The organism is Virgibacillus byunsanensis (genome assembly GCF_042675965.1).
GTDB classification, from domain to species: Bacteria; Bacillota; Bacilli; order Bacillales; family Amphibacillaceae; genus Virgibacillus_R; species Virgibacillus_R byunsanensis.
This window is the reverse complement of the sequence record NZ_JBHTKJ010000046.1, coordinates 70,620-83,534: the sequence shown is the minus strand read 5'-3', so window position 1 is coordinate 83,534 and position 12,915 is coordinate 70,620. Positions and strand designations below refer to the sequence as shown.

Annotated in this window: 17 protein-coding genes and 1 pseudogene; 13 read left to right on the top strand and 5 right to left on the bottom strand. The window is 37.0% G+C overall.

Features of this window, described 5'->3' with window-relative positions:
- Nucleotides 1–230: 230 nt before the first annotated feature.
- From ACFQ3N_RS15590 to ACFQ3N_RS15580, 3 genes are read right to left on the bottom strand one after another with little or no spacing between them, the layout of a single operon-like run.
- Nucleotides 231–1,124, bottom strand: a complete 894-nt coding sequence (locus ACFQ3N_RS15590) for a glycine betaine ABC transporter substrate-binding protein (RefSeq protein WP_390363460.1) — start codon at nucleotides 1,122–1,124, stop codon at nucleotides 231–233.
- A gap of 1 nt (nucleotide 1,125) precedes the next feature.
- Nucleotides 1,126–1,800, bottom strand: a complete 675-nt coding sequence (locus ACFQ3N_RS15585) for an isochorismatase family cysteine hydrolase (RefSeq protein WP_390363459.1) — start codon at nucleotides 1,798–1,800, stop codon at nucleotides 1,126–1,128.
- Between the two features lie 15 nt (nucleotides 1,801–1,815).
- Complete coding sequence (locus ACFQ3N_RS15580) at nucleotides 1,816–2,352, bottom strand: GbsR/MarR family transcriptional regulator (protein WP_390363458.1); 537 nt, start codon at nucleotides 2,350–2,352, stop codon at nucleotides 1,816–1,818.
- A gap of 176 nt (nucleotides 2,353–2,528) precedes the next feature.
- On the opposite strand from ACFQ3N_RS15580, the gene ACFQ3N_RS15575 reads away from it, so the two are divergent.
- The 10 genes and pseudogenes from ACFQ3N_RS15575 (at nucleotide 2,529) to ACFQ3N_RS15530 (ending at nucleotide 7,896) form a co-directional block, all read left to right on the top strand.
- On the top strand, nucleotides 2,529–3,260 hold the full coding sequence (locus ACFQ3N_RS15575; RefSeq protein WP_390363457.1) for a gamma-glutamyl-gamma-aminobutyrate hydrolase family protein: 732 nt from the start codon (nucleotides 2,529–2,531) through the stop codon (nucleotides 3,258–3,260).
- Nucleotides 3,257–4,207 (top strand): dipeptidase, encoded by a 951-nt coding sequence (locus tag ACFQ3N_RS15570; RefSeq protein WP_390363456.1) that lies wholly within the window; start codon nucleotides 3,257–3,259, stop codon nucleotides 4,205–4,207. The genes ACFQ3N_RS15575 and ACFQ3N_RS15570 overlap by 4 nt, the downstream gene beginning before the upstream one ends.
- A gap of 21 nt (nucleotides 4,208–4,228) precedes the next feature.
- Nucleotides 4,229–4,596 (top strand): annotated as a pseudogene (locus ACFQ3N_RS15565) (serine hydrolase domain-containing protein).
- Nucleotides 4,550–4,795 carry a hypothetical protein gene (locus ACFQ3N_RS15560; RefSeq protein WP_390363466.1) on the top strand — a complete coding sequence of 82 codons (246 nt, stop codon included), beginning with the start codon at nucleotides 4,550–4,552 and terminating at the stop codon, nucleotides 4,793–4,795. The pseudogene ACFQ3N_RS15565 and the gene ACFQ3N_RS15560 overlap by 47 nt, the downstream one beginning before the upstream one ends.
- Nucleotides 4,796–4,847: 52 nt before the next feature.
- Nucleotides 4,848–5,036, top strand: coding sequence for a hypothetical protein (locus tag ACFQ3N_RS15555; protein ID WP_390363455.1), 189 nt, complete (start codon nucleotides 4,848–4,850; stop codon nucleotides 5,034–5,036).
- A 189-nt stretch (nucleotides 5,037–5,225) separates the two neighbouring features.
- A complete protein-coding gene (locus ACFQ3N_RS15550; RefSeq protein ID WP_390363454.1) occupies nucleotides 5,226–5,492 on the top strand; it encodes a hypothetical protein in 267 nt (88 codons plus the stop codon).
- 24 nt (nucleotides 5,493–5,516) lie between these two features.
- The gene (locus ACFQ3N_RS15545) at nucleotides 5,517–5,660 is read left to right on the top strand and encodes a hypothetical protein (protein WP_390363453.1); all 144 of its coding nucleotides are present in this window, start codon (nucleotides 5,517–5,519) and stop codon (nucleotides 5,658–5,660) included.
- Between the two features lie 50 nt (nucleotides 5,661–5,710).
- On the top strand, nucleotides 5,711–6,733 hold the full coding sequence (locus ACFQ3N_RS15540) for an asparaginase (RefSeq protein WP_390363452.1): 1,023 nt from the start codon (nucleotides 5,711–5,713) through the stop codon (nucleotides 6,731–6,733).
- A 126-nt stretch (nucleotides 6,734–6,859) separates the two neighbouring features.
- On the top strand, nucleotides 6,860–7,051 hold the full coding sequence (locus tag ACFQ3N_RS15535) for a YwbE family protein (protein WP_390363451.1): 192 nt from the start codon (nucleotides 6,860–6,862) through the stop codon (nucleotides 7,049–7,051).
- Nucleotides 7,052–7,341: 290 nt separating this feature from the next.
- On the top strand, nucleotides 7,342–7,896 hold the full coding sequence (locus ACFQ3N_RS15530; RefSeq protein WP_390363450.1) for a sigma-70 family RNA polymerase sigma factor: 555 nt from the start codon (nucleotides 7,342–7,344) through the stop codon (nucleotides 7,894–7,896).
- A gap of 338 nt (nucleotides 7,897–8,234) precedes the next feature.
- On the opposite strand, the gene ACFQ3N_RS15525 is transcribed toward ACFQ3N_RS15530, so the two are convergent.
- Nucleotides 8,235–9,017, bottom strand: coding sequence for an HAD family hydrolase (locus ACFQ3N_RS15525; RefSeq protein ID WP_390363449.1), 783 nt, complete (start codon nucleotides 9,015–9,017; stop codon nucleotides 8,235–8,237).
- Nucleotides 9,018–9,240: 223 nt separating this feature from the next.
- Here ACFQ3N_RS15525 and ACFQ3N_RS15520 point away from each other — a divergent pair, with 223 nt between their 5' ends.
- The 3 genes from ACFQ3N_RS15520 to ACFQ3N_RS15510 all read left to right on the top strand — a co-directional run bounded on the left by ACFQ3N_RS15520 (nucleotide 9,241) and on the right by ACFQ3N_RS15510 (nucleotide 12,059).
- Nucleotides 9,241–9,651 (top strand): cytochrome-c oxidase, encoded by a 411-nt coding sequence (locus ACFQ3N_RS15520; RefSeq protein ID WP_390363448.1) that lies wholly within the window; start codon nucleotides 9,241–9,243, stop codon nucleotides 9,649–9,651.
- Nucleotides 9,652–9,684: 33 nt separating this feature from the next.
- Nucleotides 9,685–9,792, top strand: coding sequence for an anti-repressor SinI family protein (locus ACFQ3N_RS15515; protein WP_390363447.1), 108 nt, complete (start codon nucleotides 9,685–9,687; stop codon nucleotides 9,790–9,792).
- A gap of 719 nt (nucleotides 9,793–10,511) precedes the next feature.
- On the top strand, nucleotides 10,512–12,059 hold the full coding sequence (locus tag ACFQ3N_RS15510; RefSeq protein ID WP_390363446.1) for a Na+/H+ antiporter NhaC family protein: 1,548 nt from the start codon (nucleotides 10,512–10,514) through the stop codon (nucleotides 12,057–12,059).
- A gap of 397 nt (nucleotides 12,060–12,456) precedes the next feature.
- Here the strand turns inward: ACFQ3N_RS15510 and ACFQ3N_RS15505 are convergent, their stop codons facing one another.
- A complete protein-coding gene (locus ACFQ3N_RS15505; protein ID WP_390363445.1) occupies nucleotides 12,457–12,873 on the bottom strand; it encodes a hypothetical protein in 417 nt (138 codons plus the stop codon).
- Nucleotides 12,874–12,915: the final 42 nt, after the last annotated feature.

Here is a 12,915-nt window from a genome sequence, read left to right as displayed (position 1 = left end):
GTCGGACAGCCTCCTAGTTGAGACCCCAGAGAGCGTTAGCTCGAGGAGGCTCATCAGCCGCCCACGGAAAGCGAAGTGTATTTCCGTAGCGGTAGGTTAACCGTCACATCAAGTTATGTCGCAGTTTATATCAACTGCGAGAAATAAGAAGCAACAAAACTTACGAAATGAGCCATAAAAAAAAGAATGTTACTACAAATAAGTAGCAACATTCTTTTCACCTTACTCAATTATTTTCCTAGCATTTCATCTACTTGATCACGGTGTTTTTCGATCCATTCTGCGGCTGATTCTTCAAATGGCACATCGTTATTTTCGTAATCATGCATCATTTTTTCTAAATCATCTACCTCAATACTCCATTGTGAGAGGATTTCGTAAGCTTCTGGATATTTGTCCTCTAGTCCTTTATAAGAAAGAACATATACATTATCATATTGGAAATTCTCTTTAGGTTCTTCTAAAAATTTCAGATCATACTTTTGGAACATGGAATGTGGACGCCATCCAGTAATGATTACAGGTTCTTCCTTTTTAATTTTTTCATCTAAAACCCCCATCATAGCTGTTTCACTTGAAGGAACCAATTCATAATTGTCCAAATTATAGTCTGTCATTACTTGTTCAGATATAGAAACAATTCCTGCTCCTGGGCTGATTGTATAGACTTCATTACCATACTTATCTGCTTGTTCTTTGATTTCTTCAATAGAGTTCTCCTCCACATACTCTGGTACAACCCATCCTAGTGGAACTTCTTCATAGCTAGTTGCTACTTGCTGCAAATCATCTTGATACTCGTTCCATAACTCTTCTTCGGTGTATGGAAGCCATGCATCCATAAAGAAATCAACTTCTTCGGATTGCAGTCCTTCAAAGATCACCGGCTGTGAAAGTAGCGAAATTTCCACATTGTACCCTTTTTCTTCCAAAATCTGCTTTGCGATTTGAGTTGGGGCTTCGGTACTAGTCCAAGACGTTTGTCCGAAAACAATTGTTTGATCGGATACATCATTTGTATCTGTTTCTCCGTTATCCTCATTATTAGATTGATCATCTGTATTTCCACATGCTACCAGAGCCATAAGTGCAGTAATAAAAATTAGACTTATTACTTTCTTCATATTAATGATCTTCCTTTCTAAGTTGTAATTGATTGTATATTTCACGCATGTTTTCTGGGGTGAATTTTAGTACATCAGCTTCGGTTGTCTCCCACTTGTTAAACTCTTCTCCATTTATGCGCTTCATAAAATTATTAGAATCATAGATAGATATGTTATAGACCCAGTTGGCCATAATTATAAGTGAAGCCATATGAGCTCCTTCGTTGGAAGCCGAGGAGATATCTTTGATTAAATGAATATCGTAATCTCGAAAGTATGCATCAAAAACGGAAGTCATCAAGCATCCATCTGTTACAACCCCCCCTATGATAAGGTGCTTAACACCCATGCTTTTCAAAACGAGATTCAATTCAGTTTCAAAAAAAGCACTCCAGCGGTATTTGTCAATGACCACATCTTCTTTATTCGGCTTTATTTCATCCAGAATTTCAATATTCTCGCTATCCGAATTGTAATAAAAAGGCTGACCATTCTCTTGTAGTAGTTCTCCTTTTGATAATGCAACCCCGTCTGTTCTGTTAATTTGTCTTGTATAGATAATCGGTATATTTTTACTTCTGCAAGCATCTATCACTTTTTTTGAATTTTTGATTACTTCATCCATTTGCAGAAGGCCAAAGTTACTCTCTTTTTGTAGATCAATTAGTACTAGTGCTGATTCTTGGATGTTCATCGTTTATGACTCCTTTTACTCTTGTTTTTTAGGGAAGTATTCAAAAATCCTCCCAGATTCCATCGCATTGGCCAGATTCATTGTCCAATTCAGATAATCTTTTGATTCCTCTATTAGTTTTAAGTCTGTCTTTGCTTGTTCACGTAGGGGTTGATTATCCGTTTCCTTTAAAATATCGTTAATAATTGGTTCGGTTTGATCTGCAGCTTTCATAATCAAATTTCTTTCTTGGCGTAACTTTTTCATGAAAAAGTTAAGGAAGTTTCTAAAGAAATCCTTTTCAGCAATAAAATGATCTTTACGTTCCCCTTTTTTCCAGACCTTGGTGACCATCTCTGTTTCTTGTAGTTCGCGCATCCCATTACTAACACTGGCCTTGCTCATGGCTACTTGATCTTTTATATCATCAAGAGATTTTGGTTCATTTGCAAAATATAAAACACCGTAAATTCTTCCTACTGAAGGAGTAACCCCGTATATTACCATGGATTGTGCAATGGCACTTATCATGACATCTCGAGTCTCATCTAATTTTTCAAAGTGATCTGACATACACACCCTCCGTTCAAATTATACAATTAATTTAATTTATACAAGTTATTTTAAACTAAATAAACAAGATGTCAAGTCATCATGGATTGACTATAATATACTATCATCTATATAGTTAAATAATAAAATAAATATATACGAAATTTTATAACTATTTATAAAGGGGAGTTTAGGTAATGAAACCAATAATTGGGGTGACATCTTCCATGGAAACTGACCAAGACTATTACATGATCGGTTCTGAAAATGTGAATGCAATTTCGTGGGCTGGTGGAATACCGGTTATGTTGCCACATCTACTTGAAGATCGGGATGTGGAACATATTGCGTCTACCATCGATGGGTTATATTTAACAGGAGGATATGACATTGATCCAACGTTGTTTGATGAGGAACCCCATCCAAACCTAGGTACTATTATTCCTTCACGCGATCAATTTGAATTGGCGTTAACACAAAAAATGTTAGACCTAGGTAAACCAATATTGGGTGTATGTAGAGGGTGCCAGATTTTGAATATTGCCCGAGGCGGCGATATGTATCAGGATATTTATGCACAAATCGATCGTGACTTACTACAGCATAAGCAGAAGGCTCCAAAAGGTCATGGTTCGCATTTTGTGCATGTATTAAAGAATAGTTTGTTGCATCGGTTAACAGGATTGGACAAATTAAAAGTAAACAGTCGACATCACCAAGCAAACCGAAACGTTGCGACATTGTTTCAAACGAGTGGCGAATCGAATGATTGGATTATTGAAGCAATTGAAAGTAACCAACATCCATTTGTACTTGGTTTACAGTGGCACCCGGAAAATATGTTGGTATCTAATGATGAAGCTTCACGTAAAATTTTTAGAGGATTCATTGTGGCATGTCAAGATTATGAGGAGAATGCTAAAAGATGAAAATTGTTGATACACATTGTGATGCTTTATTACGATTACAATTAGCAAAAAACGGAGAATATTACAATGCCAAACCTTTAAACTATAGAGATTCAGAGCAATTAGGAACTAGTCTACACCAATTACAGACGGGAAACGTACTAACGCAGTTTTTTGCTATCTTCATTTATCCAGAAGTACCGTCTGATCAAAAATGGCAACATGCGTTAGAACAAATTGATTTATTTTATACAGAAGTACTTGGGAAAAACCCTGAAATGAAACATATTACAAAATGGGAAGATTTTTCTGATTTAAAGGAAGGGGAAATTGGAGCTGTTTTAACGTTAGAAGGTGCAGATGCTTTTGGGAATGATTTAGCTAAACTGAGACACCTTTACCGTCTTGGTGTCCTGTCTATTGGTATGACGTGGAACCATGCAAACCTTTGTGCAGATGGAGCTAAAGAGCCACGTGGCGGGGGATTAACACTGCTTGGGAAAGATGTAGTAAAACTGAATAACCAACACCATGTGTTCACCGATGTATCACATTCCACAGTAGCAGGGTTTTGGGACATTTTAGAGTTGTCAGATTACCCAATGGCTAGTCATTCTAATGCTCGGGCAATTTGTGATCACCCTCGTAACCTGTATGACGATCAAATAAAAGCAATGTTTGCTGAAAACGGTCTTATTCAAGTTGTTTTTAATCCACCATTTATTAATGAAGAAAGTCGAGAAGCAACGATACCTGATTTAATCAAGCATATTGACCATTTATGTGCCCTTGGTGGCAGAAAACAAATTGGATTTGGATCTGATTTTGACGGTATTAGCAGTTTTGTTGAAAACCTGGAACATGCATCTAAATACCAGAACTTAATTAATGAACTTCTAAAATATTATACAGAAGATGAAGTGAAAGGCTTTAGCCACCAAAACTTTTTAAACCACCTACCGAAGTGAGCATCTAGGGGGGATATTTTGATGAAAGATGAAACCAACCTGGATATCAAACTCCATGAAAAATGCGAATCTGCTCAGATTCCCGGGATGGCCATAGTCGTGTCTCAGCATGGTAACCCCGTTTTTGAAAAATATTATGGTCACCGGGATGTGGAGCAACAATTACCAGTGAACTCTAGGACTATTTTTGGTGTTCTATTACAAAGTCGATTACGTCTTTAGCTATCATGCAATTAGAAGATGCAGGGAAACTTTCGGTTGATGACCCTATAAGCAAATGGTTACCCGAATTTCACCTTTCAATTAATAGCTATACAGAACGTGTGAGGATTCACCACCTGCTTGCACACATACAAGTGGATTGCCGGGACTCAACAGTGTGCACCTGAGAGTATTCGAGACGATCCAGATGGGGAATATTTACTTGATATGTTATCATCACTGAACAATGAGCGTCCTGTTAAAACGGTTGTAGAACTGATCGAGGTCAAGAATGAAACCCGTTATTCCATGTTAGGGTCACCGGGTACGAGTTCAATTATTCAAATGAAGGCTACGCTTTACTTCAGGAGATTATCAAAAAGATAGTTATCAGTCATATATAAACTATATAGATGAACATATATTTACTCCCATGCATATGAATCGATCATTTTTTTTAGGATATGACTTGCAGGATGATGGTAATGTTACTGAACTATACGCATATAAAAAAGAAGCGGCTAAGGAAGTTTTCCATTCTCCAGCATGGTGGGATGTGGGTGATATTTACTCAATTGATTCACTTAAGTTGTGTACAGAGGATTTACGTAAGTATCTTGGTAGATAAGAAAGTATAAAACTTTCTTATCTACATAAGTACAACTAAGGCTTGGCGATAAGCCAAGTTTTCTAAAAGTCTACCGAAATGATGGAGTAGTAAATGGTAAACGGATAGTCTCTAAATCTAACATCGAGAAAATGACTGCACCTCAAGCTACTATGCCATCGGGGACTGCAGGTAAACAATCAATCTGGTATGCAGTTCTTTGGATATAGTGGTAGTATTAAGGGCGTTTCTTCACATATGAAAGTAGCGAAGCAACATGATATTACAATAACAGTCCTTACGAATATAGCTGATGTTGATGCTGAAGAGCTTGCAATAACCGGCTTATATGATACATTGGGAATTTCAGATAAAGGGGTCAGCGTTTCTCCCAAACATGACGTAAAGCCTGGGCATCTGGGAAGGTATGTTGGGTTTTACGAATCGGGAGAAGGACAAAAGGTAAATATGACTTAGGAGGGAGGTATTCTTCAGTTAAAAATGAAAGAAGACCTCATCCCAGTTACACCATATGCACAAAATAGCTTCATCACGCCAAGTGGTCAGAAGGTTATATTTATCGTTAATCACGATAATCACATCCCAGGATTATTCAGAGGTGTGCGTTTCATTCCGAAAGTTTGATAGAATACAATACATAGACACAATAACGAACTAGAAGGGATCGATATCATTTGAATCATACTACAAAACCAATCCAAGTTTATCGAGGGGACTATATTGAGAGTACGCATGACGTTCAAATTGCAGTGGTATCAGCTAATAGGAAATTACTGGCTTACTACGGGGATTCACATAGGCTAACTTTTGGCCGTTCATCCATGAAACCATTTCAAGCGATACCTATTGTGGAATCTCAAGCGTTGGAAACATTTAATCTAACTGAAAAAGAACTGTCGCTGTTTTGTGCCAGCCATAGCGGAGAAATTTTTCATAGAGAATCAGTGGAGGAAGTGCTAAAAAAGATCAATTTAAAAGAAAACCATCTACAGTGTGGTACACATATCCCTAGAGACATTGATAGCTATAACCAGTTGATGAAAGAAGGAAAAGAACTCACTCCTTTTTATAGTAATTGCTCAGGTAAACATTCTGGAATGCTAACAGGCTGTGTGCAACAAAAATTTGATGTGGATACATATCGTGAATTGTCTCATCCATACCAGCAGCAAATTATAGATATCATATCGAATGTTTGTGATTATAAAAAAGAAAATATCATGACATCTGTTGATGGCTGTGGTGTTCCAGTCCACCGTGTTCCTTTATATAACTTAGCTTTAGCCTTTGGACGGTTAGCTGCACCTGAGGAATGGGAAGAAGGTGGAGGAGAACGAACTTCTTCATTAAGGCAAGTAAGAGATGCAATGGTAAATTATCCGGAGATGGTTGCAGGAACAAAAAGGTTTGATACGGATTTAATGAAAGCTTACCAAGGCAGAATTGTAGCCAAAGGTGGAGCAGAAGGTGTTCATTGCTTCGGAGATAAACAAACTGGTATAGGAGTTGCAGTAAAAGTGGATGATGGGAATGCCAGGGGAACGAATGTCGCCTCAATGGAAGTATTAAAGCAATTAAAAATTGGAGATAAATCCATATGGAATAAACTGGATGATTATTATCATGCTCCTGTTTTAAATGCACGTCAAGAAAAAATTGGGGAAATAAAACCTTCGTTTAACTTGAATGTATTATAGTAAATATAATGAAAGGGAAAAGCCAGAATAGAATTCTGGCTCTTACATTGTTTGAAGGATTCGGGTATTCTTACCTAATATGTAAATAATGTAAGAGAGAATATGTAAATAAAAGGAGAATAATTTATGGCAATAGATGGACGTATTCGAGAAAATATTTATCCAGGTCTAGAAGTAGATATCATTTTGAAAAAGGATCAACGCTCAGGGAAACGTACAAAGGGTGTTGTTAAAGATTTATTAACAAAGTCCAACCATCATCCACATGGAATTAAAGTACGTTTAGAGGATGGTCAAGTTGGAAGAGTGTGTTATTAGGCATAAAGGATTAAATATGTTCAAATAACACAATAATATAAAAACTGTCACAAATTAGACACATTTAAGGGGTTTTATGAATAGTATCGTTTTTTCAGCATTCAAATACAAAATTCGACAATTAATTTTAAAATACACTATTTTTCGACTAGGTTAAGACGGGAAATAGGTCTGTTCGACAAAAAATGCGATCTTTTCTAAAATCCTCTTTCGCTTGACACGGTTTAATATAATAGAAGTATAGGCTATAGTACTCTTATAAAAGCTAGCTTTTTAGAAAGAAGGAACCAATGGAAAAGAAATCAATATCGTTTGAAGAGCTATTCAAACAAAACGAAAGGAGAATTTTCTATCAAATTCATAAGTTAAGAGGGAAGGATCCAGACCGGGAACTTTATCAGGAAGGTTTATTAACGATGTGGAACGCTTATGAAACCTATACACCTGATAAGGGTTTACTTGCAACTTATTTTAATTACACTATCCGACATCGGTTGGTCGATTTGTTGCGCAAAAAAGCAAGTGAATTACGCAATGAACAAGTTTTTATACATGATAGAATGCTTGAAATCGATAACGGAAATCGTGTTTACATTAATAATAAGTCTTATCCAATTTTTGATTATTCCGATAGTACTATCATTGATCCTTATATATGGCGACAGGTTAAAAGTCTGTTAACCATAAATCAGTGGAAATGGGTGTACTATTTCGTTATCCAGGATTTGCCGGTAAAAGAAATTGCCAAACTTGAGGACACAACAGCTGATGCGGTTAAAAGTTGGGGAAAGGAAGTTAGAAAAAAGCTTCGTAATGAGAAATTCTTACAGTTGCTTAAGGAATAATAATGTGATACTTGGGTGAAAAGTTGAGGGACTTTTTATGTTCTGTGGTATTTTATTGGATCTTTTAGCTGTATATCGCAGCGTAATGGTGCATGATGGCGAAAAGATTAGTAATTGAGAAGCTACCAGAAAGACTCCACTGGACTGTGGTTAGGGCCAGGCGGAGTCTTTTTGTTCATCACCAGGAAATTATCAAATTAGGAGACTATGGATAAATTATTAACTGCTTAAGCCACGTCGAGCTCCGACGTACAGGACAAGGAAGGCTTTGACAGCGAAACATCGCACGATGAAAAAGCGAAGTCCTTTTTCGAGGGCGCTTCGAGCTTTTGTTTTTTTTACAGTACTCCAAGTGTTTTCAATCCATTATAAATACCTGAATCAGAAACGTCGGTAGTTACATGTTTTGCATAAGCGAAAAGGTCAGGATGTGCATTTCCCATTGCAAATCCTTCCCCAACTGATTGAAGCATTTCTTTATCATTCATTCCATCACCAAACGCTATTGCACCCTCTTTTGGCAATTTCCTTGTTTTCAATACTTCTTTAATGGCTTGTCCTTTGTTTACGCTTTTACGTATGACATCATAACAGTTTTCAATACCGTATACATTTACTTGTGAAAGCTGAATGTTCTTATCAATCTCGTATTGTGAGGAGTCAGAATCTTTCAAGTTCAAGATGGTGGCACCTAGAATTTGGTTGTTTATGGTAGGGTTATATAGTTCATTATTTTGCAGCTTGAATGTTTCAATGAAATGTTGAACAACAGGTGTTTCAAGGGAAGTGAAATAATTCTTTTCACTGGTATATAAAACCATTTCATGTCCATGGGTATTTGCTAAATCAAGAAATTGGCTAATATTGTTTTCATTCATCGGTTCGTCAATGATTGTTTCGTCTTGATAGGTGGCATACGCACCGTTATATCCAATTAAGGAATGTACATCCAATTCTTTTGCAAGAGACTTTATTTCATGTAAGGGTCGACCAGTAGCAAGAAATACCTCAATGCCCTGTTCCTTTACTAATTGAATTGCCTCTTTTGTTGAATTCGTATACATATGATTCGGCATTAATATGGTTCCATCGATGTCTAAAAATAATATGTTATATGTCATTTTATTCTCCTTATCTTTTGATGGGTGCAAATCTGTATTGTATTGAAATAGCATCTCCCATTTTTACACGATATTTTCACATAGTTGAAATTTTACCATAATCATTCGTGAAAGTCAGAAATTCGACATATTTTAAAATCCCATTTGTATACTTAAGTATAGCTTACATGGTTTTAGTACTATGGTATCATTTTAAAATAGTGATAAGGAAGGGGAGAAGATAGTGGCATCTCGTTTTATAAAAGTTGCGGTTGTTTATTTCGTTATTGGGGTAATGCTTGGGTTAACGATGGGAATAACTCAAAACTTTGCGTATACGTCTGTGCATGCACATGTGAACCTTTTAGGATGGGTATCGATGGCTTTATTTGGAATTAGTTATTTTTGCTATCCAAAGGCTGCGGAGTCGGGACTCGCCAAGGTACACTTTTGGCTACATAATATTGGGTTGCCATTGATGCAGGGAACTTTATTTGTAATGTTACTAACGTCTAATCATTCTATTGTTGTCCTTACGATTATCGGATCTATTATGATAGTAGTTGGAGCTATTTTATTTTTAGTTAACATTTTTCGAAATGTTAATCGTGAAGGTGTATCTTCAATATCAGAGAAGAAGAATATTGTTATATAAGAAGAAAAAGACCACGGAATAAAGGGAGGAAAAATGAATAAATCGAAAACGGATTACGAATGGGTAAAGTTGGTGTTAGAGGCAAAAAAACTAGGATTTAGCATCGAAGAAATTCGTGCGTTTTTAAATGGAGTGAGATAAATTGAAAAAATAGTTCTTCTGTTAAGAATTGGAATAAGTTTTATACTTATTCGGCAATTCTTTTTTTATTTTGGCTATTTTTGTAAAGTTTGTTGCTTTTGTGAGAATAGATATAGACTGCGACATAGGCACCGCTCTGGAAATACACTTCGCTTTTCGCGGGAGGCTGGTGAGCCACCACGTACTGAAGCACTTTGGTGTCTCACCTATGCCTATCCTCCCGCAGGACAAGGAAAACTTGGGCAGCATTACATCGCACGCAGAAAATTGGTCTGTATTTTCAAGGAGTCTTCGTGTATTCCGGCTGCTAATATAGTGCTATCTGATAATTAATAGCAGCGTAGCGAGAAAAAACTTATAATGCAGCTTTACCAGTCAGGGTGAGCGAAGGGAGGTGACTCCTGCGGGAACAGCACGTGTTCGAAGACCCCGCAGAGTGGTTTTCTCGAGGAGGCTGAGACCGTGCCCGCGGAAAGCATCCTTCGGGGCGATCCCGGACGGTGGCAATAGCACAACTTATAGAAATCAACCAAGCGTTACGATGCATTATATATTAATTATGAAGATAAAAAACAACATTACGTGGAAAAAAAGGCTTTGTTTAAATTAATAATTTTTTTAGTAAAAAAGCAGGACATACATTGGTTTATAAAGAAATATAGTATATAATAAAAGTCTTTCACTTATTTATAGTACATTTGAAAGGAGAGTGAAATAAAGTGGAGTTTGGAATTTTATCATTATTACCTCCAGTAATTGCAATTGTGTTAGCGCTCGTCACGCGTAATGTTATACCTGCTTTGTTTGCAGGTGTATGGCTTGGTGCTTCAATGCTTCATGATTGGAATCCAATAATGGGGCTATATGCAACGTTTAGTGAATTCATCATTCCAAATGTTGGGGATGAGTGGAGTGCAACGGTATTAATTTATTGTGGACTCTTTGGTGTGCTTATTGCTGTTTTGCAAAAAACAGGCGGTGCACATGCGATTGCACATGCCATTACTAGAAAGGTAAAAACACCAAAAGGTGCGCAAGGTTCTACGATGTTATTTGGTATTATTATCTTCTTTGAGGATTACTTTAATGCTTTAACTGTAGGTAGTGTCATGCGTTCTGTAACAGATAAAATGCGTGTTTCAAGGGAAAAATTAGCATATATTGTGGATTCAACTTCTGCACCAATGTGTTTATTGGCACCAGTTTCTACGTGGGTAGTTTTTGTTATGGGGCTTATTGGTGCGCAATTTGTAGAGCTCGGTATTACAGGCTCTGAGTACATGACTTATATATTTACGATACCATTTAATTTCTATTCTATATTAGCAATACTTCTTGTAGGTATCATTATTTTTATGAAGTGGGATTTTGGTCCAATGGCACAGGCTGAATATCGTGCGAGAACAACTGGGAAGCTAATTCGTGACGGTGCTGAACCACCTCAAGACGATTCTATGACTGATGTTGAGATGGTTGAGGGGCAAACACCAAAAATGCGAAATATGATTGTTCCAATTGTCGTACTACTTGGCTTGATTCCACCGTTATTTTTATGGACTGGTGGGTTTCCGGAAAATGATTTTATAACAGCTATTGGAGAATCAAATGGAGGTCAATCGATTTTAATCGCAGCTTTTGTAGCTGGTATTGTTGGCCTAGGAATGGGTATGCAACAAAAGTTATTTAACTTTAAAGAAGCCATGTCTATTTATGTTAGTGGTTTCAGAAGTATGATGCTTGTATACATTATTCTAACATTAGCTTGGTCCATTGGCGGAGTTGCTTCTGAGTTAGGAACGGCAGCTTTTATTGTTGATTTAGCTGAGCAGAATCTATCACCTGCTGTTATTCCAGTATTGTTATTCTTTGTAGGTGCTATTGTTGCTTTCACAACAGGTACTTCTTACGGAACGTTCGCAATTATGATTCCAATAGCTATGCCGGTAGCAGATTCAATGGATATTTCCATGTATTTAGCCATTGCAGCCGTTTTAAGTGGAGGAATTTTCGGAGATCACTGTTCTCCTATTTCTGATACGACGATTCTATCTTCAGCGGGTGCTTCGAGTGACTTAATTGATCACGTAAATACACAAATACCATATGCAATTACAGCTGGTATTAGTGGGATCATTTCCTTCTTGGTTGCTGGGGTTACAGGATCAGCAATACTATCAATCGTAATTGGTGTAATTTCATTAGTTGCCTTTGCCTATATCTTGAATAGAGTTTGGGGTAAAGCAATACCAGATGAAGTAGCAGCATAACAAATTAGAAAACTTGGCATATCGTTAAAGGGATTCTTAGTAAGCGTACTTTGCTTTCTTAGAATCCCTTATGCTCTGGAGTGCAAGGGCTATACGGCGAAATCCTTAGTTGCATTTTTATAGTAGGAAAGTTTTATGCTCCTATCTGCTAAAAAATAAAGAACCGTAATCCTATATTGGGATTCGGTTCCTTTTTTTATTGTCCAGGAAATTATAAAATTAGGAGCTTGTGGATAATTTATTTACTGCTTAAACCACGCCCAGCTCCGACGTACAGGACGTACTAGTGCCGATGACGCCACAGGATAAGGAAAGCTTCCCTGAAAAAGTATCGCACGCAGAAAAAGTGCTTTTCTTTTTCAAGGACGTGGCGTTTTCATCGGCCAGCGCCCAACGACTAGTGGGCTTCCTGATCCTCCTTACGATAAGTCAACATCGAATCGCTACCCTTTATTTCGTAATCAGCTATTTGGAATAATTGGGATCCCCACTGTTTTTCAAGTTCGTCTCGATAGGGTGAATTCATCCATTCTTTGTAGAAAGCAATGTTTAATGCTGTTATTTCAGGCTCCATGTCATCAAAAAAATCTCGTTCTTTTTGGTGAAACGCATCATTTGTATCAATTGAAGCGCGTATGTAAACCAGATTGAAAAGAGTTGAAAATCGGTTACGAAAAGCATTTATCTCCTCTATTGCCTTGGTCTGCTCCTTAACAGAATTAGCGCTAGTGAATGCTTCTAATAAGTCGTTGAATTTTTCTTTTTCTTGATTTAAATCTGGTCGTACATATGTATAGTTTTCAAATCTTTGCATAGTGATCCTCCTTGTATAAATACTATATTCTAGCCAAAAAGA

Excerpts from the sequence above, each read along its gene's own strand:
- ACFQ3N_RS15505 (WP_390363445.1), bottom strand. The coding sequence starts at position 12,873 with ATGCAAAGATTTGAAAACTATACATATGTACGACCAGATTTAAATCAA.
- ACFQ3N_RS15585 (WP_390363459.1), bottom strand. The coding sequence starts at position 1,800 with ATGAACATCCAAGAATCAGCACTAGTACTAATTGATCTACAAAAAGAG.
- ACFQ3N_RS15570 (WP_390363456.1), top strand. The coding sequence starts at position 3,257 with ATGAAAATTGTTGATACACATTGTGATGCTTTATTACGATTACAATTA.
- ACFQ3N_RS15515 (WP_390363447.1), top strand. The coding sequence starts at position 9,685 with ATGAATAAATCGAAAACGGATTACGAATGGGTAAAGTTGGTGTTAGAG.
- ACFQ3N_RS15535 (WP_390363451.1), top strand. The coding sequence starts at position 6,860 with ATGGCAATAGATGGACGTATTCGAGAAAATATTTATCCAGGTCTAGAA.
- ACFQ3N_RS15545 (WP_390363453.1), top strand. The coding sequence starts at position 5,517 with ATGAAAGAAGACCTCATCCCAGTTACACCATATGCACAAAATAGCTTC.
- ACFQ3N_RS15525 (WP_390363449.1), bottom strand. The coding sequence starts at position 9,017 with ATGACATATAACATATTATTTTTAGACATCGATGGAACCATATTAATG.
- ACFQ3N_RS15530 (WP_390363450.1), top strand. The coding sequence starts at position 7,342 with ATGGAAAAGAAATCAATATCGTTTGAAGAGCTATTCAAACAAAACGAA.
- ACFQ3N_RS15590 (WP_390363460.1), bottom strand. The coding sequence starts at position 1,124 with ATGAAGAAAGTAATAAGTCTAATTTTTATTACTGCACTTATGGCTCTG.
- ACFQ3N_RS15575 (WP_390363457.1), top strand. The coding sequence starts at position 2,529 with ATGAAACCAATAATTGGGGTGACATCTTCCATGGAAACTGACCAAGAC.
- ACFQ3N_RS15580 (WP_390363458.1), bottom strand. The coding sequence starts at position 2,352 with ATGTCAGATCACTTTGAAAAATTAGATGAGACTCGAGATGTCATGATA.
- ACFQ3N_RS15555 (WP_390363455.1), top strand. The coding sequence starts at position 4,848 with ATGAATCGATCATTTTTTTTAGGATATGACTTGCAGGATGATGGTAAT.
- ACFQ3N_RS15550 (WP_390363454.1), top strand. The coding sequence starts at position 5,226 with ATGCAGTTCTTTGGATATAGTGGTAGTATTAAGGGCGTTTCTTCACAT.